Origin of the sequence: Nocardia fusca NBRC 14340 (assembly GCF_001618425.1) — a bacterium.
GTDB classification, from domain to species: domain Bacteria; phylum Actinomycetota; class Actinomycetes; order Mycobacteriales; family Mycobacteriaceae; genus Nocardia; species Nocardia fusca.
In genome coordinates, this window is record NZ_BDCU01000008.1 from 229,084 (window position 1) to 252,399 (window position 23,316).

24 protein-coding genes are annotated in these 23,316 nt (G+C 68.9%); 14 read left to right on the forward strand and 10 right to left on the reverse strand.

All coding sequences use genetic code 11. From position 1 onward, the window contains the following. Positions 1-51: 51 nt before the first annotated feature. From NF4_RS02535 to NF4_RS38980, 4 genes are all read right to left on the reverse strand, one after another. Positions 52-972: a DUF5926 family protein gene (locus tag NF4_RS02535; protein ID WP_063125650.1), complete on the reverse strand. Its 921-nt coding sequence runs from the start codon at positions 970-972 to the stop codon at positions 52-54. 51 nt (positions 973-1,023) lie between these two features. Next, complete coding sequence (locus NF4_RS02540) at positions 1,024-1,809, reverse strand: glycerophosphodiester phosphodiesterase (protein WP_063125651.1); 786 nt, start codon at positions 1,807-1,809, stop codon at positions 1,024-1,026. Then, entirely contained in the window at positions 1,806-2,801 is a 996-nt protein-coding gene (locus tag NF4_RS02545) for a DUF4328 domain-containing protein (protein ID WP_063814480.1), read from the reverse strand. Before NF4_RS02545 ends, NF4_RS02540 begins: the two co-directional genes overlap by 4 nt. An 81-nt stretch (positions 2,802-2,882) precedes the next feature. Continuing rightward, positions 2,883-3,245 (reverse strand): rhodanese-like domain-containing protein, encoded by a 363-nt coding sequence (locus tag NF4_RS38980; RefSeq protein ID WP_063125653.1) that lies wholly within the window; start codon positions 3,243-3,245, stop codon positions 2,883-2,885. 491 nt (positions 3,246-3,736) lie between these two features. Between NF4_RS38980 and NF4_RS02555 the strand changes: the two genes are divergently transcribed. From NF4_RS02555 to NF4_RS02565, 3 genes are all read left to right on the forward strand, one after another. After that, entirely contained in the window at positions 3,737-4,375 is a 639-nt protein-coding gene (locus tag NF4_RS02555) for a hypothetical protein (protein ID WP_063125654.1), read from the forward strand. Positions 4,376-4,677: 302 nt separating this feature from the next. Continuing rightward, entirely contained in the window at positions 4,678-5,301 is a 624-nt protein-coding gene (locus tag NF4_RS02560) for a superoxide dismutase (protein ID WP_063125655.1), read from the forward strand. A 173-nt stretch (positions 5,302-5,474) separates the two neighbouring features. Beyond that, positions 5,475-6,002: a hypothetical protein gene (locus NF4_RS02565; RefSeq protein ID WP_063125656.1), complete on the forward strand. Its 528-nt coding sequence runs from the start codon at positions 5,475-5,477 to the stop codon at positions 6,000-6,002. Positions 6,003-6,084: 82 nt separating this feature from the next. Here the strand turns inward: NF4_RS02565 and NF4_RS37440 are convergent, their stop codons facing one another. After that, positions 6,085-6,543: a hypothetical protein gene (locus NF4_RS37440; protein ID WP_157119895.1), complete on the reverse strand. Its 459-nt coding sequence runs from the start codon at positions 6,541-6,543 to the stop codon at positions 6,085-6,087. Between the two features lie 535 nt (positions 6,544-7,078). On the opposite strand from NF4_RS37440, the gene NF4_RS02575 reads away from it, so the two are divergent. Both NF4_RS02575 and NF4_RS02580 read left to right on the forward strand, forming a co-directional pair. Beyond that, on the forward strand, positions 7,079-7,807 hold the full coding sequence (locus tag NF4_RS02575; protein WP_063125658.1) for a TMEM165/GDT1 family protein: 729 nt from the start codon (positions 7,079-7,081) through the stop codon (positions 7,805-7,807). Between the two features lie 123 nt (positions 7,808-7,930). Further along, a complete protein-coding gene (locus tag NF4_RS02580; protein WP_030524392.1) occupies positions 7,931-8,698 on the forward strand; it encodes an SDR family NAD(P)-dependent oxidoreductase in 768 nt (255 codons plus the stop codon). A 97-nt stretch (positions 8,699-8,795) separates the two neighbouring features. Here NF4_RS02580 and NF4_RS02585 read toward each other — a convergent pair whose 3' ends face one another. The 4 genes from NF4_RS02585 to NF4_RS02600 all read right to left on the reverse strand — a co-directional run bounded on the left by NF4_RS02585 (position 8,796) and on the right by NF4_RS02600 (position 14,238). After that, complete coding sequence (locus tag NF4_RS02585; protein ID WP_063125659.1) at positions 8,796-9,203, reverse strand: hypothetical protein; 408 nt, start codon at positions 9,201-9,203, stop codon at positions 8,796-8,798. A 538-nt stretch (positions 9,204-9,741) separates the two neighbouring features. Then, positions 9,742-10,560, reverse strand: coding sequence for a class I SAM-dependent methyltransferase (locus NF4_RS02590; protein ID WP_063125660.1), 819 nt, complete (start codon positions 10,558-10,560; stop codon positions 9,742-9,744). A gap of 75 nt (positions 10,561-10,635) precedes the next feature. Next, complete coding sequence (gene htpG, locus NF4_RS02595) at positions 10,636-12,594, reverse strand: molecular chaperone HtpG (protein WP_063125755.1); 1,959 nt, start codon at positions 12,592-12,594, stop codon at positions 10,636-10,638. Positions 12,595-12,609: 15 nt separating this feature from the next. Further along, on the reverse strand, positions 12,610-14,238 hold the full coding sequence (locus NF4_RS02600; RefSeq protein ID WP_063125756.1) for a TM0106 family RecB-like putative nuclease: 1,629 nt from the start codon (positions 14,236-14,238) through the stop codon (positions 12,610-12,612). A 325-nt stretch (positions 14,239-14,563) separates the two neighbouring features. On the opposite strand from NF4_RS02600, the gene NF4_RS02605 reads away from it, so the two are divergent. From NF4_RS02605 to rraA, 8 genes are all read left to right on the forward strand, one after another. Further along, a complete protein-coding gene (locus tag NF4_RS02605; protein WP_063125661.1) occupies positions 14,564-15,208 on the forward strand; it encodes a DUF6474 family protein in 645 nt (214 codons plus the stop codon). Between the two features lie 146 nt (positions 15,209-15,354). Continuing rightward, entirely contained in the window at positions 15,355-15,984 is a 630-nt protein-coding gene (locus NF4_RS02610; RefSeq protein WP_063125662.1) for a hypothetical protein, read from the forward strand. Next, entirely contained in the window at positions 15,945-16,598 is a 654-nt protein-coding gene (locus NF4_RS02615) for a YcnI family copper-binding membrane protein (RefSeq protein ID WP_063125663.1), read from the forward strand. Before NF4_RS02610 ends, NF4_RS02615 begins: the two co-directional genes overlap by 40 nt. Then, positions 16,595-17,149 carry a copper resistance CopC family protein gene (locus NF4_RS02620; protein WP_063125664.1) on the forward strand — a complete coding sequence of 185 codons (555 nt, stop codon included), beginning with the start codon at positions 16,595-16,597 and terminating at the stop codon, positions 17,147-17,149. Before NF4_RS02615 ends, NF4_RS02620 begins: the two co-directional genes overlap by 4 nt. Beyond that, positions 17,146-18,072 carry a CopD family protein gene (locus tag NF4_RS02625; RefSeq protein WP_063125665.1) on the forward strand — a complete coding sequence of 309 codons (927 nt, stop codon included), beginning with the start codon at positions 17,146-17,148 and terminating at the stop codon, positions 18,070-18,072. The genes NF4_RS02620 and NF4_RS02625 overlap by 4 nt, the downstream gene beginning before the upstream one ends. 9 nt (positions 18,073-18,081) lie before the next feature. After that, positions 18,082-18,465, forward strand: coding sequence for a DUF5313 family protein (locus tag NF4_RS02630; protein WP_063125666.1), 384 nt, complete (start codon positions 18,082-18,084; stop codon positions 18,463-18,465). 52 nt (positions 18,466-18,517) lie between these two features. Further along, positions 18,518-18,904 (forward strand): DUF5313 family protein, encoded by a 387-nt coding sequence (locus NF4_RS02635; protein ID WP_063125667.1) that lies wholly within the window; start codon positions 18,518-18,520, stop codon positions 18,902-18,904. 55 nt (positions 18,905-18,959) lie between these two features. Further along, on the forward strand, positions 18,960-19,442 hold the full coding sequence (gene rraA / locus NF4_RS02640; RefSeq protein WP_063125668.1) for a ribonuclease E activity regulator RraA: 483 nt from the start codon (positions 18,960-18,962) through the stop codon (positions 19,440-19,442). A gap of 47 nt (positions 19,443-19,489) precedes the next feature. Here the strand turns inward: rraA and NF4_RS02645 are convergent, their stop codons facing one another. Next, positions 19,490-19,711, reverse strand: coding sequence for an RNA-binding S4 domain-containing protein (locus NF4_RS02645; RefSeq protein ID WP_039821345.1), 222 nt, complete (start codon positions 19,709-19,711; stop codon positions 19,490-19,492). A gap of 257 nt (positions 19,712-19,968) precedes the next feature. Here NF4_RS02645 and lysX point away from each other — a divergent pair, with 257 nt between their 5' ends. After that, the gene (gene lysX / locus NF4_RS02650) at positions 19,969-23,304 is read left to right on the forward strand and encodes a bifunctional lysylphosphatidylglycerol synthetase/lysine--tRNA ligase LysX (protein WP_084532801.1); all 3,336 of its coding nucleotides are present in this window, start codon (positions 19,969-19,971) and stop codon (positions 23,302-23,304) included. Positions 23,305-23,316 lie beyond the last annotated feature (12 nt).

The following is a 23,316-nucleotide window of genomic DNA, read 5'->3' on the forward strand; positions in this document are numbered from 1 at the left end:
GCCGAGATCGCCGCCGGAAAGAAGAGTTTTTCTAAAAATATTCCGGTTTATTCAGCGGAGGGTGACCTGCCGTGACCGGAGCCCGTCCCGAGAGCGCCGTTGCTCCGAGGTCAGAGGGGTATCCACCGCCAGCGCGTCGGCCAGCCGGGCCCCGAACTCCACTGCCGGGGAGCGCCATTCGCTGACGTGCCGGTCCGGGTCGAGATCGAACACCGGCACCAGCAGGCCGTGGGTGCGGAAAGACCCCGCGAACCGCGAGCCCTCCCCGAGATGCAATCCGCCGACGGCGTGCAACCGGGCCAGCGCCAGCATCAGGTTGTCTTCGGATTCCGGTCGTACCCAGCGCAGGTGCGCTTTGTCCCCGGCGTCGACCCACCACGGGGCCCCGATCGCGTCCGCTCCGAGATCCAGCCGATCCGACGGCATGATGGCCTGTTTCGCCTGCTCGATGGTCGCGGCGATCTGCGGATCGGGCTGCACGCCCTCGGGCACCCACCAGTCGAAGTCCTGGTGCACGGTCAATTCGAGCGCGGCGTCGGCCACCAGCACATCGGCCAGTGTGGGTCCGCCGGGCGCGGCGTGCGCCACCGCCAGCGAATCGCCCGGATCCGCCGACTGGGTCCACAGGATGGAGGCGGCGATATCGGCGGCCGGATCCGAACTCGGTGTCTGCACCTGCACACCGACGTAACCGGTGGGCGAATCCCCGGCCCGCACCAGCGCGGAAACCGCGCCCGGCAGCACAGTTGCCAGCACCACGGCACGTTCGGCGGCGACGCCGTCGGCCAACTTCAGCTCGGCAGTCGCGGACGGCACGAACTCCCGCAGCGCGACCAGATCACATTCGGCGGCCAAGCCTTGGAACGGCCGGGCCACGGCCTGTTCGTTCTCCTGCAACGCCGCCCGGCGTTCGGCCAGACGCTGGGCCCGGTTGCCGCCGGGTTTCGGACTATTGCGTTTGCTCTTACCCACGGCTGGTCAAACTACACGGCACCACGCCGGATCAGCCGCAGGCCACACCCTTCAACTGTTGGCCAGCACGGCTTTCGCGCGGCCGGGATGATTGGTCGCCACCCAGCTCACACCGAGGTCCGCGCACAACTGCATATCGTCGGGTTCGTCGACCGTCCAGCAGTAGGTGGCCCGGCCCGCCGCGGCTGCCTTGTCGACCAGATCCGGGTGTTCGCGCAGGGTTTTCACCGACGGACCCACCGCGGTCGCCCCGACTGTCGTCGCCGCACCGCCACCCAGGTAGCGCGACGATTCGCCCAGCAACACGGTGGGCAGCAGCGGCGCCGCGCGGCGGATCCGCCAGACCGCGGTGGCCGCGAACGACATCACCACCGCACGGGAATGGGCCGCCGAGGCCGGGGTGGCGATCCCGAAGCGCTGCAGTTCCGCCAGCACCTTGTTCTCCACCAGGGAGCCGTACCGGACCGGGTGTTTGGTCTCGATGAACAGTTTCGTCGGCCGGCTGCGCCAATCCAGCACCAGCCCGATCAGCTCACTGAGGGTGAGGACCCCGGCCGGAGTGCCGTCACCGAAATCGAGATCCTTCAGTTCGGCCAGCGTCAGCTCGCTGACCAGGCCGGTGCCGCTGGAGGTGCGGTCCACCGTGCGGTCGTGAACGCACACCAGATGTCCGTCGCGGGTGAGCCGGACATCGCATTCCACCCCGTCGGCGCCCTCTTCCAAGGCCAGTTCATAGGCCGCCAGGGTGTGCTCGGGGCGCGCCGCCGAGGCACCTCGGTGCGCGACCACGAACGGCGCACGGCCGTTCTGAACCGACTGGTCAGTGCCCTCGCTCACTTGGCCACAACCTCCTGTGGTGCTCGGTCGGCGCCGTCGGGGGAATCGGCGCTCTCGGCGTCCGCCGCGGTGCTCACCGTAGCGGTCGTCCCCGGGTGCACCGGTTCGATCAACGGTGTCGCCGGATCGACGGCGATCACCCAGCGCTGGGCGAGCCGGCGGCGACCGCGCAGGTCGCGGCCCTCCAGCGTGCGTACGACCCACAGCGTCAGCATCGCGACGGCGGCGGCCACCGCGTCGGCGAATGCGGTGAAGAGCACACCGTCGGCCTTCGCCTGCAGCGAGTCCGCGGTCCGCCAGTACAGCGCCGCGACGGTGACCAGCCCACCGAACACCCAGGCCGCCCACCAGACACGGACCGCGATTCGGGCCCGCGGGTCGGTACGGCCGGACACCATCTCGGTCAGGAACACTCCGGGCCAGATCAGATTGACGACCGGGATCAGGCAGCCCAGCGCGAGCATGCGCGGTGAGCGGGGATCGCGGCGTCCGGCCGCCGCGAAGGCGGCGCGCCGGGCTTCGATCAGCCACCCGAGCGTGGCCACCGCGGCGACGAGGGCCATGATCAGGGCGAACAGCGCCGCGGTGTTCACCAGGGCGTCGGAGAACCACAGCAGCGGCGGTTCGATGAGGCGGGTGCGGTTGCGCAGCAGGATCAGGTAGCGCACCGATTCGGCCACGGCGGATACCGCGAACAGTACGGCCGTGGCGAAGAGGGCGGCCTGCGTCCAGCGGGTCAGCGTGCTGAGCGGGCGGGGGTGGTGGTGCCGGTCCGCTTCGCGATCCGGGGCGGGCCGATCCCGCAGACCCCAGCGCGGGATCTCGGTGTAGCGCGGAGTCCCGGCGCTCGGCCGGCCGATGGCCGTGCCCCGGGACGGGTGACCGGCCCGGCCGGGCCGGCGGGCGACCCAGCGGTAGTTACGGCGTTCCGGCGGGGCATCGATCGGCCCCGGTGAGAGGAGTACCCCGCGGCAGCGCGGGCACCAGTGCATCGGCGGACCCTGCACCGCCCAGCGTGTACCGCAGCGGGCACATGGCTGCACCACCGTACTCACCGCGCACCTCGCTTTTCGTCAGTAGATCTTCGCGGGCTCGTCACCCTCGGCGGTCAGTGGACGACCGGTCTGCTGCCAGGCCACCATCCCGCCTGCCACGTTCACCGCTTCATAACCCACGTTCGCGAGGAACTTCGCGGCCTCCAGCGAACGACCGCCCTGCCGGCAGACCACGTACAGATCGGCGTCGGGGTCCAGTTCGCCGTAGCGTGCGGGTATATCGGCGAGCGGGATGTGCACGGCGCCGGGTGCGTGGCCGAGCTGCCATTCGTCGTCTTCGCGCACATCGAGCAGGACGGCGGCAGCCGCCTCCCCGGGCGGATGGTCGAATTCAGTGGGTACGGCCTCGACCGGTACCGACGGGACTCCGAAGCTCGTCACCCCCTTGATCCTGCCATAACCACCTCCGAGGCCGCCCGGCTCTCGGGGGAGCGGGCGCCCGGGCAGTACCTGCGCGCCCGGAGCCGATCGGCCGGGCGCCGCGGACGCCGACACGCCGGACGATGCGACATATTCGCCGACTGCCACCCGCCCCCGCGAAACCCACCCGAAGCCGGTGCAGCGTCGGTAGCCTCTCATGAGTTATGCGCATAACCCACTACGAAAGTCTCTGGTATCAGCTATCATTCAGCGCACCAATATCCCAGGTAACTCACCAAATGCCCAATGACCTGCGATAACGATGCAACCGTACGGCCGATCCGGTACTCCCCTCCAAAAATCCCGGAGCGGCCGCCCGGCCACTCGATCGGGTCACGCACCGTTGCGTGACCCGATACCGAGTTGGACGCAAGGAACCCCGGATCGGTTCCACCGGAACCGGAAATCGCGAAATCCCTTGTTCCCGGCCATGACCTCGGTAACCTGGCGCCATGACATCGACCAGGGGGTTACTCGACGGATTGGACGCGGCCGGCCTCGACAAGGCGCTGTCGGAGGCCGGATGCCTGGGATTGGAAATCGATTCCGAGGCCAAACGACTGGAGCTCGACCTGGAGGTACTGAGCCTACCGGAGCAAATTTCCGGCATATCGGAAGAACAACCGGAATCGGGTAGCGGTTGCCGGCGGGTTCGGCTGGTATTCCAGGGAGTCACCAGGATTGCCGCATCGTTGCGGATACAGCGGTGGGGCGACCTGGCGCCGCGGGTCCTGCCGCTGGAGCTGCCGGGACTACCCGCTGCCGTCGCGAGTTTCGGCGGTAGCCGCCTGCACGGCTGGGAATTCGTCGATCTGGACGACAGCAGCTGGACCCTGTGGAGTGAGCTGCTCAGTTTCGATACCACCATCGACACCGGGATCGCCCGGCATGTGCTGGAGTTCTCCCAGGAGGAGGGCATAGATCCGCGGGCCCTCGACGTCCGGGTGTGGTTCGACACCGTCACCGCACAGACCACCGGCGGCCGGCCCGTTCCGCTCCCGGAGCTCGTCGCCGGATCCGAACGCTGGTGGGTCGCACACGCCAAAGGCGATCCCCGGGCCACCCATCCCGGTATCGCACCCCCGCTGTAGCGCCGGGTCCCGGCGCTGCCCGAGCTGCGTATCGACCGGATACCGCGCGGGCGGCGCCGGAGTAACAGTCGACGGGCGCGACGCTTCGCCGCCCGGCTCGGCGCGGGCGCGGGAGTCGACCTCGTACCGCTCCGGAGCAGGTTTCGCCGGGCCGCGCGGCATGGGTCCGTTCGATCTCGAATGGTCGGTGGTGACCCGATGTGGAATGGTGGGGCGTCGGGGCGAGTTGGACCGATCGGGTGTACGAATGGTCGGGAGCATCCCGTACAGGACGCACTCGACCCGACAAGGAAGGGACATTCGTGGCTGAGTACACGCTGCCAGATCTGGATTACGACTACGGCGCCCTGGAGCCGCATATCTCCGGGCAGATCAACGAGATTCACCACTCCAAGCACCACGCGGCCTATGTCGCCGGAGTGAACACCGCGCTGGAGAAGCTCGAAGCCGCGCGCGAAGCCGATGATCACGGCGCCATCTTCTTGCACGAGAAGAACCTCGCCTTCCACCTCGGTGGCCATGTCAACCACTCCATCTGGTGGAAGAACCTCTCCCCCAACGGTGGTGACAAGCCGACCGGTGAACTGGCCGCCGCCATCGACGATCAGTTCGGCTCCTTCGACAAGTTCCGGGCGCAGTTCACCGCCGCCGCCAACGGCCTGCAGGGTTCGGGCTGGGCGGTGCTCGGTTACGACACCCTGGGCCGGAAGCTGCTGACCTTCCAGCTCTACGACCAGCAGGCCAACGTGCCGCTCGGCATCATCCCGCTGCTGCAGGTCGATATGTGGGAGCACGCCTTCTACCTGCAGTACAAGAACGTCAAGGCCGACTATGTGAAGGCCTTCTGGAACGTGGTCAACTGGGCGGACGTCCAGGAGCGCTTCGCCAAGGCCACCGGCCAGGCGCAGGGCCTCATCTTCGGCTGAACGATCGCTTTCGCGAAGGACCCGTGGGCCGCCGAGCCCGCGGGTCTTTTGCCTTTTCCGCCCGAATTGGCACTCTCTGGTACTTGTGTGCCAGATGCCTTCTGCGCGATCCTCTTCTTCCACGACAGTTCGAGGACGGGCAAAGCCGCCCCCGGTTACGCACGGGAGGCCTCATGCGCAGCAACAGTCCGATCGGCGTCACGCCGTTCCACGCCGGTGGCACGCTGCGCGGGTTCGTCATCTCCGGACGCTGGCCCGACACCACCAAAGAGTGGTCGCAGCTGCTGGTACTCGCCGTGCGGGTGGCGTCCATGCCCGGCCTGCTGACCACCTCGACCGTTTTCGGGGTCCGCGAGGAACTACCCGACGAGCCGGAGCCGGATACCGTCGGCCTGGTGATCGCCGAGGGCCCGGTCCTCGGTGAGGACGGGGTGCGGCCCGGCCGGTTCGCCGAGCACATTCCGCCCGCCCTGTTCATGCTGCACCCGCCCGCGGAGACCAATCCGTCCCTACCGGAGTGCACCGGCGTCGCCTCCGGGTGCGTACTGCTGCCGGGCCTGCCCCACCTGGGGCTCGAGCATCGGGCGGCCTGGGCCGAGGCGGAGGCGGACGGTACCGTCACCTCGCTGGTGAGCCGGGTCGGTCTGGATCCGATCAGCGACCCCGATACCGCCGTGCTGGCCATGCTGCTGGCCGCCTGAGCCGGCCGCCGAGCCCGGGAGAGTGCCGGGCTCACGTCGATGCCGGCACGGCCCGCTCCCCCGGAGACGACCGATCCGCAGGTTACGTCAGCTTCGACAAGACTTCCGCGAGCCTGTCCATGACGGCTTGCTGGCCCGCTTCGAGCCGCGCCTGCCCGCCACGCAGTTCCTGGACATCGCCACGCAGTTCCTGGACGTCGCCACGCAGTTCCTGGACGCCGCCACGCAGTTCCTGGACGCCGCCACGCAACTCCTGGACATCCCCACGCAGCTCCGTCTGCCCGGCCTCGAGCCGGGCCTGACCGGTCCGCAACTCCTGGACATCCCCACGCAGCTTCGTCTGCCCGGCCTCGAGCCGGGCCTGACCGGTCCGCAGATCCTGGACATCCGCGTGCAGACTGCCGAGTTCGCCCAGGACCGCATTGTGGTTGCTGTCGATCCGAGCTCGAAGGGCCCGGACCGAATCCGGCTCCCGATCCCGCTCGTTGATGATCTGCACGACCTGGGCTTCCAGGACGGCAAGGCGGTTCTCGATCGACATCTGGAGTGATCCTCTCGTTGGTCGGTAGTGTACCGATCGACCGGTTCCGTCAGGCTTCTGTCCGGTCTCGCGGCACCGTTTCTTTCGATGATTCGGCTGTTCAGCGGCCGGTGGCACTTCATGACTCATGGGGACGCTTCCGCCCCCGGTGCGATAGTCGCGGCCCCCCACGCCGCGGTTCAGGGCTCTCGATCGGTTTGCTGTAGCGATGCCATAAATCCGTTCCGGACGACCGGACAACGGTTATCAGGGCCCCCTAACTATGCCGCTACCTTAACCAAACTTATTGTCAGAAGCCATGTTTCGCCGTTGCGTAATTGCGACACCGGAGTGGGTGCGGTAGAGTTGCCGGCAGCGAAGGGGAGTAGCCCCCAATCACGCGGTCGACATACTGACCCACCACTCGTCGGTGGGTCCGGTCGCGTGAACCGGTCATTCCGGTGGGCGAGACCTTCGGCCGAACAGCTATTTCGTTGTCGGCCGGAGGCGAATCCGTTTCCGGCCGGTGTATCGGAGGATCGGGAGCACTCGTCAGATGATCGCCACCGTCGGGCTCGCCATCGGCATTGTTTTCCTGGCCGAATTGGGCGACAAGTCCCAACTCATGGCCCTGACGTTCGCCCTGCGCTACCGCTGGTGGGTGGTGCTGGGCGGGATCGCCACCGCCACCGCTGCGGTGCACGTCATTTCGGTCGCCGTCGGGCATTTCCTGGGCGCGGCACTGCCTACCACCGCCATCGCGGCGGTGGCATCGATCACATTCCTCGCCGTGGGCCTGTGGACACTGCGCGAGCTGGTCGGCGGCGCGGACGACGAGGAGGAACCGGCCCCGTCCCGGTTCGCCACCACGGCCCCCTTCTTCGTCGTGCTCTCGGCCTTCCTGCTGGCCGAACTCGGTGACCGCACCATGTTCGCCACCGCGGCACTGGCCACCGACAACAACTGGGCGGCGGTCTGGCTGGGTTCGACGATCGGCATGGTCGCCGCCGATGCCCTGGCCATCGCCGCGGGCATCCTGGTGGGCAAACACCTGCCCGAACGCGCCATCGGCTTCGGGTCGGGGTTGCTGTTCCTCTTCATCGGCGCACTCACCGGCATAGCTACCGCGGCCCCCGCACTCGGGTTCGCCGGTGCGGCCGGTATCGCCCTGCTCGTACCGGCGGTGGCGGCTCTCGCGCTCTGGCTGCTGCGGACACGCCGCGCGGCCGCGGATCGGCTCGCTACCGAGGCGGCTGCCACCGAGATTTCGCAGCGCTGGACGTAGCGCCTTTACTGAGTACGATTTGGCCGATCAGCGCAAGGGGACCGTCCACGAACTCTCCGCACGCACCGGTTAGGGTGCAATTGACGTTAGGCCAACTGGCTTGTCACGAACGAGAGGACCATCGTGGAGATTTCGGGTTCCGCCGCCATCGTTACCGGGGGAGCGTCCGGTCTGGGCGCCGCCACCGCCAAGCGTTTCGCCGATCTGGGCGCCACCGTCTTCGGGCTCGATGTACCGCAGTCGATCGAGCGCGCCGGCGACAATGTCCCCGACGGGGTCACTCTGCTCGCCGCCGATGTCACCAGCCACGACGAGGTCGCCGCCGCTGTCGCCAAGGTGGTCGAATCGGGTACGCCGCTGCGTATCGTGGTCAACTGCGCCGGGGTCGGCTGGGCCGGGCGCATCCTGTCCAAGAACGGACCGCACGATCTGGAACTGTTCCGCACGGTCATCACCGTGAACCTGCTCGGCACCTTCAACGTGATGCGCCTGGCCGCCGACGCCATCGCCAAAACCGACGCCGTGGACGAGGCCGGCCAGCGCGGTGTCGTCATCAACACCGCGTCGGTGGCGGCGTTCGAAGGCCAGATCGGCCAGATCGCGTACTCGGCGTCCAAGGGCGGGGTGCACGGTATGACCGTGCCGGCCGCGCGTGACCTCGCGCAGTTCGGTATCCGGGTCAACACGATCGCCCCCGGCATCATCGACACCCCGATGCTGGCCGGTGTCACCGAGGAATACCGGCAGGGCCTCGAGGCCGGTGTGCCGTTCCCCTCCCGGCTGGGTCGGCCGGACGAGTACGCGCAGCTCTCGCAGTACATCGTCGAACACGATTACCTCAACGGCGAGACCATTCGCATGGACGGCGCGCTGCGAATGGCGCCGCGCTAGGCCCACTCCGCAGTACGCGCCCGCCGCCCCGCCGTAAAGCCGGGACGGCGGGCGTTCGCGTACCGGGCGGGCGTGGCCCGGCGGCGCCGCGTACGGATCAGCCGGCGCTGCCGGTCGCCGGGCGTGCCCTCCAAGCATCACAGACCGCGCGGTCGGCCCCCGGCCGATCCTTGCCGTCGGCGCGGCATCCCGCGCGTGTATATCCCTCGCGGTCGAGCCCGGAGCGGTCGAAGCCGGCGTGGTCGCGGCCCCACCGGTCGAAACCGAACCTGTCGTAACCGAACCGGTCGAACCCGGCGTGGTCGCGGCCGGCGTGGTCGCGGCCCGACCGGTCGTAGCCGGACCTGTCGTAACCGAACCGGTCGAAGCCGAACCTGTCGTAACCGAACCGGTCGAACCCGGCGCGGTCGAACCCGGAACGGTCGTAACCGAAGTTGTCGTAGCCGTCGGGGCCGTACGGATCGTGCGGGGCCGGAGGAGGGGGGCAATCCGGCCCGACGGGCACTACGCCGCCCGGGCACGAGGGGACTGGCCCGGGTGTCGCCGGCGAAGTGCCGGGCGCTGTAGTTCCAGGAGCGCTCGGCGCTGTGGTCCCCGGAGCGCTCGGCGGCGTGGCGTCTGGGACGCTGGGCGGGGTTGTGGCCGGAGCCACCGGTTCCGGTGGCCCGTCTTCGAGGTCCACGGGAGTGGGTTGCGTTGTGACCGGTACAGCACCCGGATCCGCCGAGGCAGGTGTGACCGCCGAAGCGGGGGCGAGTATCAGCGCGCCCAGCAACGCGATCCGAAGCGAGGCCTGGCGCACTCCGCGGTATGCCACGGTAGTGGTCGACATTATCGATCTCCTGTCCGGAACACTCTCGCGCGTTCCGGACGATCTATCGTCTATACACCCTGACGGTTTACAAACCGCAGGTGAACCGTACCTCGACGGGTTTCGGACATCCGCGTCCGAAACCCGAGGCACACAACACGATCCGGATCACCGAACCGGCGGCGGCACGCTCTGTACAGCTCGAGGAACGCGGACCCGGCAGCGGTATCCGTTACTTGTGGCCGATCCCGAGATAGGCGGTGGTGGTCAGCGGGCTACCCGGACGGTAATGCTCGGTCAGGTAGGAGCGCATGGCTTCGATCCGGGCCGCCATCGCGCCGTCGCCGATACTGCGCCGCATCAACTCCAGCGGCGCGATACCGCGGGTGAGCCGGCCCAGCAGCTCCTCGGCGTCGGCGAAAATCATCTCCACGGTGTGCGGCACCACGGACACCCGTTCGAACCCCGCCGTGCGCATCTCACGATCGAACACCTCGGGGTTCTCCAAGCCTTCCGGATTCGGCGCCGGTGGCCGGATATCCGGATCGGCGGAGCCCAGGGCGCGCCACGACATCTGCATCCAGGTGGACCGATCGATCGGCGCCCAACTCGACACCACCGCGACACCACCGGGTCGCAGTACCCGGAACAGTTCGGCGAACCCGCGGGGCCGGTCCGGGAAGAACATCAGCCCGAACATGGAGAATCCGGCATCGAACTCGGCGTCGGGGTAGGGCAACGCCTGACCGTCGCCGACCCGGGCCGCCACATTGCCGAGGCCGGCTGCCCGCACCGCGTTCTCCAACTGCGCGATCATCGGCGCGGAGAAATCGAGTGCCTCCACCCGCTCGGCGTATTCGGCGGCCGGCAGGCTCAGCGTGCCCGGTCCCGCCGCGATATCGACCACCCGGGGCGGCACCGGCCGATCGGCGAGCCCGGCCAACTCCACTGCCCGCAGCGCGAACGGCTGCATCACCGAGATCGTGGAAGCGGCGTAATCCTCGGCCACCAGGTCCCATGGGTCCACGGCGGCGAGCGGGTTGTCGGGCACGAGCGATATCCGTTCTATTCGATTGCCGCCGATACGGGCGGAGGCCACGAAACGAGTCGCGGCCTCCTTCCCGCCTCAGAGCGTACGCGTCAACCGGTCGGCGAGGATCTGCGCGAATTTCGCCGGATCCTTCAGCTCGCCACCTTCGGCCAGCACCGCCGTGCCGTACAGCAGCTCGGCCGTCTCCGTGAGCTCGGGGACCTTGCCCGCGTCGGCGTCGTCCTTGCGGGTGTCGTACGCGTCGCGCAGTCCGGTCACCAGCGGATGGGTCGGGTTGAGTTCCAGAATGCGCTTGAACTGCGGCAGTTCCTGACCCGAGGCCCGGTACATCCGTTCCAGCATCGGCGTCATATCGAAGACGTCACCCACCAGGCACACCGGCGAGCTGGTCAGCCGCGAGCTGAGCCGGACCTCTTTGACGCTGTCCTCCAGAGTTTTACCCAGCCAGGTCAGCACCTCGGCGAAATCCTTGTCCTGCTGTTCGCGCAGGGCCTCGGATTCCTTCTTCTCCTCCTCGGTCTCCAGATCGACCTCGCCCTTGGCGATCGACTGGAAGGGCTTGCCGTCGAAGTCCGTTACCGAGCCGACCCACATCTCGTCCACCGGATCGGTGAGGATCAGCACTTCGCGGTCCTTGGCGCGGAACGCCTCCAGATGCGGCGACTTCTCCACCTGCTCACGGGATTCACCGGTCATGTAGTAGATGGCGTCCTGGCCCTCGGGCATCCGTTCCACATACTGCGCCAGCGTGGTCGCCTCGGAATCGGAATGGGTGGAGGCGAAGGACGACACCTCCAGGATGGTTTCCCGGTTGTCGAAGTCGGAGAGCAGGCCCTCCTTCAGCACCCGACCGAATTCCTGCCAGAAGGTGCGATACTTCGCCTGGTCCTCGGCGCCCTGCAGATCCTTGACACTGCTCAGCACCTTCTTGACCAGACGTTTGCGGATCATCTGGATCTGCCGGTCCTGCTGCAGGATCTCCCGGGACACGTTGAGCGAGAGGTCCTGCGCGTCGACCACACCCTTGACGAAACGCAGGTACTCCGGCATCAGCTCTTCGCAGTTGTCCATGATGAACACGCGCTTCACATAGAGCTGGACACCGCGTTTGTGTTCGCGGGTGAAGAGATCGAACGGTGCCTGCGAGGGCAGGAACAGCAGCGCCTGATACTCGAACGTACCCTCGGCCTTGAGCGGGATGACCTCCAGCGGCTCGTCCCAGGCATGGCTGACATGCCGGTAGAACTCCTGGTACTCCTCCTCGGACACCTCGCTGCGCGGGCGGGTCCAGAGTGCCTTCATCGAGTTGAGCGTCTGCTCCTCGACGACGGTTTTCTCCTGCTTCTCCTCACCCTCGCCCTCGGTGACCGTGCGCTCGACCTGCATCCGGATCGGCCAGGCGATGAAATCGGAGTACTTCTTGACGATCTCGCGGAGCTTGTGCTCCTGGGTGTAGTCGAAGAGATGGTCCTCGGGGTCCGCCGGCTTCAGGTGCAGCGTGACGGCGGTCCCCTGCGGGGCCTCGTCGAGGGTTTCGATGGTGTAGGTGCCGGAACCGGCGGTCGACTCCCAGCGGGTGCCGGTGGTCTCCCCCGCCCGCCGGCTGGTGAGCACCACCTTGTCGGCGACCATGAAGGTCGAGTAGAAGCCGATACCGAACTGGCCGATCAGCTCCCCGGCCGCGGCCTCGGATTTCGCCTCGTTCAGTTTCCGGCGCACCTCGGCGGTACCGGATTTGGCGAGGGTGCCGATCAGGTCCACCACCTCGGCACGGGACATGCCGATACCGTTGTCCCGGACGGTGAGGATCCGCTGATCCTTGTCGACCTCCAGCTCGATGTGTAGGTCGTCGGTGTCTACGTGCAGATCCTTGTCCCGGTAGGACTCCAGTCGCAGCTTGTCCAGCGCGTCGGAAGCATTCGAGATCAGCTCCCGCAGGAACGTGTCTTTGTTGGAGTAGACCGAGTGGATCATCAGCTCGAGCAGCTGATGGGTCTCGGCCTGGAACTCGAGTTGTTCGACGTGCTCTGTCACGGTGGACAATGGTAATCAAGCCTGCGCGGAACTCGTCCACAGGTCGGGTGGTGTTCCGGGCGGCGCGGCGAAGTCGCTCAGCGCGGGGACCTCACGTTCGGCGCTGTGCTCCCGCGGTACCCGGGGGTTCATCCACTCGCGGAGGACCGCGGTGGCCCGGACATCGTCCTCGTTGTACTCCAGCAGCCGGGTGCGCTGGGTGAGGTCGGGCTCGGCGTCGTAACCGACCGCACGCCGATACCAGCTCATCGACGCCTCCCCACCCGCCTCGGGATCGCGCCAGGCGAAACCGGCCACGGGTGCGATCTTCTTGAGCCCCTTACCGCTCGGGCAGATGAACTGATCGGTGACCGCCTGGAACATATCGACCCATTGGATCGAATCGACGAACTCGGTGACCTGCGCTTCGGTCGGCACCCCGGGACGCCCGGCGAACCGCCGCGCCGACTCGTAGAGCCATTTGTCCTCGGCGCTGCGCGAATAGCAGTAGGCGGCGAAGGTCTTCCCGGCGGTCAGGGCCTGCGCCCTGATCTCCATCAACCAGGTCCAGAACTCGCCGAAGGAGCGGCCCTCGTCCTCGGTGGGTAGCGGATCCCAGGTGACGAACGCCCGGTACCGCCCGTCGAGCAGGGTCCCCCACAGGTAGGCGCCCTCCTCCTGATAGCTCTCCAGATCGACATCCACCTCGACGTCGGCCCGGCGCACCCAGACCCGGTCGAACCGGCGCACCAGTGGGGCCTGCACCAGCCATGCCCGGGCGGTGACGACGGCCTCTTCGAACGGCCCGTGCTGCCAGTCCACGGGTTCGGGCCCGGACCAGGCGGCCAGTTCGTCGATGGTCCGCACGCCGTGCCCGCGCAGCACCTCCGCGCGCGAACCCGGCGCCACCACGCTCACATCACGATGCTCGTTCAACCAGGCCTGGCACCCGCCCTCGGTGCCCCGGCTCCACCAGATGCACTGGCGGCATTCGGGGACCTTCGAGGGCACGGTTTCCAGCTGCCCGCGCACCACCGCGATCCGATCGGCGAAACGGCTGTCGTAGTCGGGGAGGACCGCGGTCAGATCGTGGACGAGGATCCGGTCGAAATGGAAGCCGATGACCCCGCCGACCCGGGCGGCCGGCGCCAGCCCGTGCCGCTCCAGCATCCGGTACACATGGGCCAGCCGCTGCTGGTCGCGGGGTTGCTGGCGGAGTTTGCGGGCGCGGTCGGGAACGGGGTTCCAGGAAAACAGATCCGAGGTCAGCGGGTGAAATTCGGCCGGATCCGGTCGGCGCGGGTCGGTCACCTTGTGATTGACCACGATGACCGGGATATAGCCGCCGCCCCGCTCGTCGCGCAGCAGGATCTCGGCGCCGCCGCGGCGCCCGGTATCGGGCTCCTGCGGCAGCAGCCCACCCCAGATCCGGGGTGCACCCGCCGCGCAGGCACGCAACGTGGCCGCGGCACGCGCGCTCGCCGGCAGCGCCGGGTCGATGATCACCCAGCCACCCGGGTCGGCCGCGACCAGAGTGTCACGGACCCGTTCGCGATGTGCCTGCGCCGCCGCGCGCCGCTGCTGTACCCCCGTGTCCTCGCGCACCTCGGCGAGCAGTTCCGGGTGCGCGGCGTCCATCCCGAGCCGATGCCGGCAGCCGATCAGACCCCGGGCGTCGAGGAACGCGAGCCGGCCCGCACCGGCGGAAACCCGCCCGGCCGGCTCGGCGGACTCCCGCCGCTCGTGATCGGCGTGGGAGGGGTCTTCGCTGTCGATACTGCCCGGTTGCACGCAAGCAGTATGGTCCCTGTCCCCGACAGACCACCCAATCGAGCACCCGGGAACAGCGTCGCCGCACCGCCGCGGGCAGAGTCTCTCGCCGCCGCGGCCGGTAACCCGATAGGGTGTCCGCGAACCGTGTGACACGGGTGGACGGTGCGGTTTTCCGTGTCGTATCGCCGTAGCGAACCAGCATTACGGAGGGCCTTCGATGGGGTTGTTCACCAAGCGCAAACGGCGGCCGAGTCGGCGGGCCGAGGCCAAGGCTCTCAAGCACAAGGCCGCCATGGAGGCCAAACTCGGCGCGAAGAACGATCGGAAACGCCGACGGGCGGAGGCCCGTTCCCAGCGCAAGGTCGCCAAGGCCCAGGTCGCCACGCTGCAGGCCGAGGAGAAGGCGGCCCTCAAGGCGGCCGCGCGGGCGGAACGTGATCCGTTCAGCCCCGCCCAGATCAGGAAGTACATCGGGGTGGCACGGGTGCTGGTTCCGGTGCTCGCCCCGCTGGCCTACCGCGGCGCGACCTATCTGCGTGGACAGCTCGACGCCCGCCGCGCCCGGCAACTCGGCATCGGGGTGAGCCAGCTCGGCGACTACGCCGGGCACGGCGGCCGGTTGCAGGCCCGGATCGGCAGTACCGAGGCCGCACTGGACAAGATCGCGGACGGGCGATTCGGTAAGGAGAAGGACACCCAGCAGTTCGTCGCCGACGCCCGTAACCGGCTCGACGCACTCACCGCCGCCGTCCGCACCGCCGACCAGATGCCCGCCGGGCGGCGGCGGTCGGTGTACGCGTCCATCAGCACGGAGCTGTCCCGGATCGAGGCGGACGTCCTCGCTCGCCTCGGCGTCGCCTGACACCGGGCAGTCATCGAGTGGGCGTTCCCGGTCCGATTCCCGGGCCGGGTGCGCGGGCCCGGGGTCGGTCGGCGACCATGGACACTGCCCCGCCCACTCCCCGACCAGCCGGGCCCGGTCAGGTCGGCTGAATCCGAAAGTCCGCGATGCCCAGCACGTACCCGTCTCCCGCGCCGCTGCGGGGTTGCGTGGTGGGCACGACCACCGGGATCCTGGCCGTCGCCGCCCACGGCATCGCGGGTGGCGGATACCCGACGTCCGCCGGAGCGGCGTTACTCCTGCTGACGGCCCTGGTGACCGGGGCGGCCGCCGGTTCGGTCATCGGCGGATCGGGCCGGTTGCCGGCCGGGCCGGGCCGGGGCACCCTGATCGCTCTCGCGGCCGGGCAGTTCGCCGGGCACTGGGCGCTGACCGGCCTCACCGGCCATCACGGCACTCCCGCCGAGCCGGCCCCCGAGGCCCTGCCCGGGGCGGCGATGATCGCCTTCCACCTGCTCGCCGTCGTGGTCTGCGCGCTGGCGATCACCGCGGCCGAGCGGCTCTACCGTTGCGCGTCCTCGGTGCTGCGCGCGCTGCTCGAACCGCCACACCCCACCCCGGGCCCGCCCCGGGTCCGTATCGCCGCGACCACCTCGGTCACGGCCCATCGCTCTCCGAAGGGGACACCGGGTCCGCGCGCACCGCCCCCGCGCACCGCCCCCGCCATCCCTTCCCTCGGAGAGAAAGCTTCCACCACATGTCCCACGGGATCTCCCCCGTCCTGCGCCGTGGTCTGACCGCGACCTTCGCCGCGGGTTTCGTACTGGCCGCGGCCGGTACCGCCGCCGCGCACGTGAGTGTTTCCGCACCGGACGCCACACCCGGCCACGGCGCGATCGCCACCTTCAGCGTCCCGACCGAATCGGATACCGCCGCCACCACTTCGGTACGGATCACCGTGCCCGGTTTCTCCACCGCGCGCACCGAACCGGTGCCCGGCTGGACCGCGAAGATCGACCGTAATGACAAGGGCCAGGTCACCGCCGTCACCTGGACCTCGAACCCGGGATCCCCCGGTATCCGGCCGGGCGAATTCCAGCGTTTCGCGGTATCGCTCGGGCCGTTCCCGGAGTCGGAATCGGTCGCCTTCCCGGCGGAACAGACCTACAGCGACGGCACCGTCGTGCGCTGGAACGAGACCGGCGACCACGATTCGGTCGAACACCCCTCCCCCGTCCTCGCACTGACCGGCGCCGAAGCCGAGCACGGCGGTCACGGTGACGAGGCGGCCGCCGCGCCCGCCGACGACAGTGGCGACAGCACCGCCCGCTGGCTGGGCGGTCTGGGGCTGGTGCTGGGCGCACTGGCGCTGGGCGCCGGTGTCGGCGCGGTGCTCCGGAGCCGGCGATGAACCACCGTACGACCCGGTGGGGCCGGCGCTTCGCGCTGGTCGCCACCCTGCTCATGGTGACCCTAGGCGCGCTGGCCGGCCCGGCCGCCGCCCATTCCGCGGTGGTGGGCAGCGACCCCGCGGACGGCGCGACCGTCGAGGTGGGGCCGCAGCGCGCCACCATCACCTTCAACGAACCCCTGCAGCCCGACTTCCCCGCCATGACGGTGGTGGGTCCGGACGGCAATCTGTGGTCCAAGGGCGAGCCGGTGGTCGACGGCAGGAATCTCAGCGTCGAGGTCGGTGAACTCGGCCCGGCCGGCGAATACCGGATGGCCTTCCGGGTCACCTCGGCCGACGGTCACGTGGTCAACGGTGAGCGCGCTTTCACGCTGAGCAAGCCGGGTAACGGCACCCCGGGCCCGGCCGCGAACGCCCGCGGTGAGAGCGGCGGCTCGGGCGGCGGTATCCCGGTCTGGGTGTACATCGTGGGTGCGGTCGTCCTGTTCGGCGGCGGTCTCGGGTTCGCGCTGTTCGGCTCGAACCTGGGCAAGGGCAAGAACCAGCGGTGAGAAAAGGTGTCCCGAGCGGAACCGACGACCGGTTCGCGCTCGGACTCGTGATACCGGCGGGCCTGCTCGGGGTGCTGCTGGCCTGGGCGCTCGGCGGGGTTCCGGCGGCATCGGCCGTGCGCTTCTGCGCCGATATCGCGGGCGCGACGGTGCTCGGCCTGGCCGTGCTGCCCCGGCTGGCGGACCGGATCGAGCTGCCCTGGCGGATGATGGCGGTCCTGGCCGGACTGTGGTGCTGCCTGGAATTCGCCACTCTGGTCTTCGCCGCGGGCGAGGTGGTCGGTTCGGGGGCTACCGCGCTGAGCCCGGCCGATTTCGGCATCTACCTGGCGCGGATCAGCGCGGGCCAGATCGGCGTGGCCCTCCTGCTTGCCACCGCGGCGATCGCGGGGTACGCCGCGATTGCCTTCCGGCGGCCCGGGCAGCGCTCACCGGACCTGGTGCTGGTGTTCGCCGCCGTCAGCGTGACCCTGCGGCCGATCACGGGGCATATGTCGCAGCAACCGGCCGGGTCGGTATTGGCCGGGGTCCACGCGCTGGCGGCGTCGACCTGGCTCGGCCTGCTGCTGGCGCTGGCCCTGGTGGTGCGTGGCCGCCGCGGCTGGGCCGAGACACTGCCCAGATACTCGGCGGTCGCGCTGCCCATGATCGCCGCGGTGGCGCTGACCGGCGTGATCAACGGTCTGGTGCGCCTCGGCGGTATCGCACCGTTCGTCACCACCGGCTACGGGCGCATCATGCTCGCCAAGACAGTGCTGCTGGCGGTCCTGCTGGCGCTGGGCTGGTGGTGGCGGCGGAGCTGGGTGGTGGCGGCGGCCCGGCACCAGATGCGGGCCGAGGGCTCACTGCGGCGCGCGGTGGTGGAGGTTTCGGTGATGGCGGTGGTGTTCGGGCTGGCGTCGTCCCTGGCCGTCACGGGATAGCCTGGGTTCATGGCTGCCGGTGCCCCGACTCCGAATCTCTATCAGCGGATCGGGTACATCTGTGGCCGCCCCCTGCCCGCCGAATACTCCGACTGGGTGCTGAACGATCTCACCGGGCCGGGTGCGACCCGCCGCTACCTGGTGCGGATGCTGGTGCCGCTTGTCCTGGTGCTGTTGTTGTTCCTGCTGGTCCCCGGCCCGCTGTGGATAGGGGCGTCGATGATGGCGCTGCTCCTGCTGCCGCTGATCTACTTCACCGTGGCGCTGACCTACGTCTTCCGGCGCAACCGGCTGGTCAAGCACGGCCTGGATCCCGCACTGGCCGACGCCGATGTCCGCCGCCGGGCGGAGATCGAGCGCGCCGCCTACGAACGACGGCACGGCCGGGGTTAGCAGACCCGAATTACCCCTGGTGAGCGATATCACACAGGCATAGCCTGGAGCTATGGACAAGCCGACCTTCAAGCAACGGATTGCCTACGATCTGGGCGGCGAACTGCCCGCGGAGTTCCACGCGTGGGTGGTCCAAGACGTCGTCGGCCGCGGGGCGATGGAGCGCTACCTGATCCGGTTCGTCGGTCCGATCATCCCCTTCTTCGTGCTGATCCTGCTGTTCCCGGGCCCCATGACCCTCAAGCTGGGCCTGATCGTCATGATGATCGTTCCGCTGATCATCTTCACGATCGCACTGACCTATGTGTGGCGGCGGTACCGGTTGGTCCAGCACGGGTTGGATCCGGATCTGGTCGACCACGAAAAATGCAAGGACTGCGATCGTGAGGTGTACAACCTGCGCTATCGCCCGCAGCACCGCGACGCGCGGATGACGTAGCCCGGGCACGGGGGTTGATGGTCGCTGCCGGAACGCACCCGGCACAATCGGGACCGTGACCGAATCAGAGCAGCAGCTGGCCACCGCGGATCTCGCCGACGAGATCGGGCCCGATATCCGCAGTTGTGACACCCAGTTCATCCAGTTCGGCGGCCATGAGGTGTTCTCCGGCCGGATCACCACGATCCGCTGCTTCCAGGACAATCTGCTGGTCAAACAGACGCTCGGGGAGCCAGGCGCCGGGCAGGTCCTGGTCGTGGACGGCGGCGCGAGCATCCACACCGCCCTTGTCGGCGATATCATCGCCGGCCGCGGGGTCGACAACGGCTGGGCCGGCGTCGTGGTGAACGGCGCGGTCCGCGACTCCGCGATACTGCGAACACTCGGTATCGGCGTGAAGGCCCTGGGCACGAACCCGCGCAAGAGCACCCAGACCGGTAGCGGCGAGAAGAACGTCCCGGTGGAGTTCGGGGGCGTCACCTTCAATCCCGGCGAGATGCTCTACAGCGACCACGACGGCATCGTGGTCCGCGCCTAGTCCTGATCGCCGCGGTCCGATCCCGGCAACGGCCGGGCGGGTGCTGTTTATCCGCCGCTCACCCTGGCGGAGTGGCCGGCGATGGCGACCACGTCACCGACCTGCAACTGCCGGCCGCGGCGCAATTCGACCTCGTCGTTCACGCGCACCAGACCGGCCGCGATAACGGTTTTGGCCTCCGACCCGGATTCGATCAGATTGGCCAGCTTCAGGAACTGCCCGAGCCGTATGGCGCCGTCGTCGATCGGCACATCGATGGGATCCGACATAGGGTCATGCTTACTCCCCCGGTCACGGCGCTTTCCGACCGGCCCCGGGCACCCGGCGCGCGAACAGCCCCGGACGCGTAACAACAAGACATTTCCGGCATTTCACGGCAACTTCGCACGCCACGCCCGGGACCCGGTTTCCCATATCGGCCAACCGTGCCCGCGCACAGGGAAATACATGCGGTTCCGGCCCGATATACCACTAACACGCCGGGCCACAGCCATGATTCGGTGATTCCTGGCGGCAGACTGGAGCCGTGATATCCACGCAGGAACCGCGCCACCCCGCACCACCCGGCCCATCCGGCACGCCCGGGCGGTTCGCGACGATACCGCGTGTCGCCACGCTGGTGTCGGGTGTTCTCACGGCCGCCTGCCTGCTGTGGAGTCTTTCCCCGGCACTGTCGGCGGCGCTCGGCGGCGCCCGCCACTACCTGGACCGCTATTACCTGTACGCACCCGATACGAACCTGCTGTGGGCCGGACTGCTCGGATTGCTGACGCTCGGACTGGCCGAGCGCAAGCGGGTCGCCTGGTGGGCGCTGGTGCTCTACACGACGAGCTGGGTCCCGGCGAATCTGGCCGAGATCGTGCGCGCACACGACCGGCATGCCGCGGTGGCCCTGCTCATCCATCTGGCCGCGCTGACCGTACTGGTTCTGAGCCGCGCGGAGTTCGGCGCCCGGATGCGCCGCTGCGCGCTGCGCCCGGCCGCGCTGACCCTGGCCGCCGGCCTGCCGATGGCGGCCGTCACCGGTTGGGGTGTCGTCCAGATCTTTCCCGGATCGCTGTCGTCCGTGGCGCAGCGTGCGCTGTGGGTGATCACCGAACTCACCGTGCACCTGGTGCCCGGCGCACCGGACACCTCCGGCGTACCGCCTTTCCCGGCCCAGTTCCTGGTCGGACTGTTCGGCGCCCTGGCGGTCGCGGCGAGCGCCCTGGTCCTGCACCGCACCCAGCGCACGGAGTACGCGCTGACCGCCGCCGACGAATCGGCGCTGCGCGACCTGCTGGCGGGCGCGGACCCCTCCGGTTCCATCGACTACTTCGCGACCCGGCGGGACCGGGCCCTGATCTTCACGCCGAACGGCAGGGCGGCCATCGGCTATCGCGTGGAGTACGGGGTCTGCCTGGCCCTCGGCGATCCGATCGGCGCGCGTGACTGCTGGCCACAGGCGATCGAGACCTGGCGACGCCACGCCCGTGATTTCGGCTGGCGGGTCGCGGTGATCGGAGCGAGCGAATCCGCCGTTCCGGTTTACCAGCGTGCCGGGCTCACCGCCGTGACCGCCGGCGCGGAGGCCGTCCTCGACACCCGCAGCTTCTCCCTGGCCGCCCCGGAACTCGCGCCGGTCCGGCAGTCGGTGACCCGGCTCCGCAAAGCGGGGGTGACAGTTCGGATCCGCCGGCACCGCGATATCGGGACTGCCGAACTCGCCCGGCTCACGGTACGCGCCGAGGAGTGGCGGCACAGTGAGAGCGAACGCGGGTACCCGCTGCCCCTGGGCCGCCTCGGCGATCGCCGCGACGGTGACTGCCTGCTGGTGGAAGCCGTCGACGCCGACGACCGGGTACTGGGGATGCTGTCCCTGGTCCCCTGGGGGAAGACCGGCGCCACATTGGAATTGCTGCGCCGGGCGCCCGGCAGCACCACGGAGACGACCGACCTGCTGATCGCGGAATTCGCGCTGCGCGCCGAACAGCACGGTATCCACCAGGTTTCGCTGAGTTTCACCCTGTTCCGGTCGGTATTCGAGGCGGCGGCACGCGAGTACATTCCGGCGACCTCCCGGAAGCCCCCGGCCGCGCTGCACACCGCGGCCGGATTCGTGCGCGGTGCCCGCACCCTGCCGCTGGCGTTCTCGCGCTGGTGGCAGCTGGCCCAGTTGCACCGCGCGAGCATGCGATACCAGCCGCGGTGGGATCCCCGCTACGTCCTGTGCGACTCCTCGCGCGACCTGGCACGGATCGCCGTCGCCGCGGCGCGCGCCGAGGGTCTGCTGCCACGGGCGGATGGAAGATCCACAGCCTTCACGTATACCGGCCGGCACCGTGCCGCGCCGGAACATCCCGCTCCCGCACGCGCCGGCGCGAATACCGGGCCCGCGGAGATCGAAGCGGAGCCGATCGCCGCGCACCGCCCCGAGCAGGTGCGGGTGCGGATCGAGAAGCTGGACCGGCTCGCCGCCACGAATGTCGATCCCTATCCCCTCCCGTTCCCGCCGACGCATACGGTCGCGGCCGCCCGCCGGGCACCGCGCGGTACCACAGTCCGCGTCTCGGGACGACTGCTGCGCCGGCGTGACTACGGGGGCGTGATCTTCGCGGTGGTCCGGGACTGGACCAGCGATATCCAGCTGCTGCTCGACCGCGACCGGCTCGGTCGGCAACGCCTCGACGAATTCGGTGAACTCGTCGATCTGGGAGATCTGGTGTCGGTCAGCGGTCAGCTGGGGTACAGCCGGCGCGGGGAACTGTCCCTGCTGGTGGCCGATTGGCGGATGCTCGGTAAATGCCTGCACCCGCTCCCCGACAAATGGCGTGGCCTCAGCGACCCGGAGGTCCGGATGCGGCGCGGTTACCTGGATCTGATGATCGACCGGGAAGCGCGCGAACTGCTGGCCCGGCGCAGTGCGGTGCTGCGGGCCCTGCGCGATGCCCTGCACGACTGCGGATTCCTGGAGGTCACCACACCGGTGCTGCAGCACAGCCCCGGCAGCGCGGCCGCCCGCAGTATGCGCACCCATATCGACGCCGACAACACCGATCTGCATCTGCGGGCCGCTCCGGAGCCGGCGCTGAAACGGCTGTGTGTCGGCGGTGTCGAGAAACTGTTCGAACTGGGCCCGGGCTTCCGCAACACCCGCGCCGATACCCGCCACCTGCCCGAATACACCGTACTGGAGGCCTATGAGGCGCACAGTGATCACCGGCGCATGATGACGCTGTGCCGGCAACTGGTGCAGCAGGCCGCGCTGGCCGCCAATGATTCGATGATCGCCATGCGGCCGACCCCGGACGGTTTGCTGCACGCGGTGGACATTTCCGGCGAATGGCGGGTGCGGTCGATGTACGAGGCGCTGTCGGCGGAGGTCGGTGTCGATATCACGCCCCGGACCGCCCTACCGGACCTGCGGGAACTGTGCGAGAAGGCCGATATCGTCCATCAACCCGGCTGGGACGCGGGCCGGACGGTCTACGCCCTCTATGAGCGACTGGTGGTGGAGGCCACCCGGGAACCGACCTTCTACACTGACTTTCCGAGTTCGGTATCGCCGATGGCCCGCCCGGCCCGCCGCGACACCGCACTGGCCGAACGCTGGGATCTGGTGGCGTGGGGTATCGAGCTGGGCTCCGGGTGCAGCGAACTCACCGACCCGGTGGAACAGCGGCGGCGGCTCGCCGCCCAGTCCCGCATCGCGGCCGACGGCGGCCAGGCGGCCATGGAACTCGACGAGGAGTTCCTGTGCGCACTCGAACACGCCATGCCGCCGACCGGTGGCCTGGGTCTCGGCGTGGACCGGGTGATCATGCTGCTGACCGGGCGCGCGCTCCGGGAGACCCAGCCGTTCCCGTTGGTCCGGCCGCGATGATCGAGCGCTTCC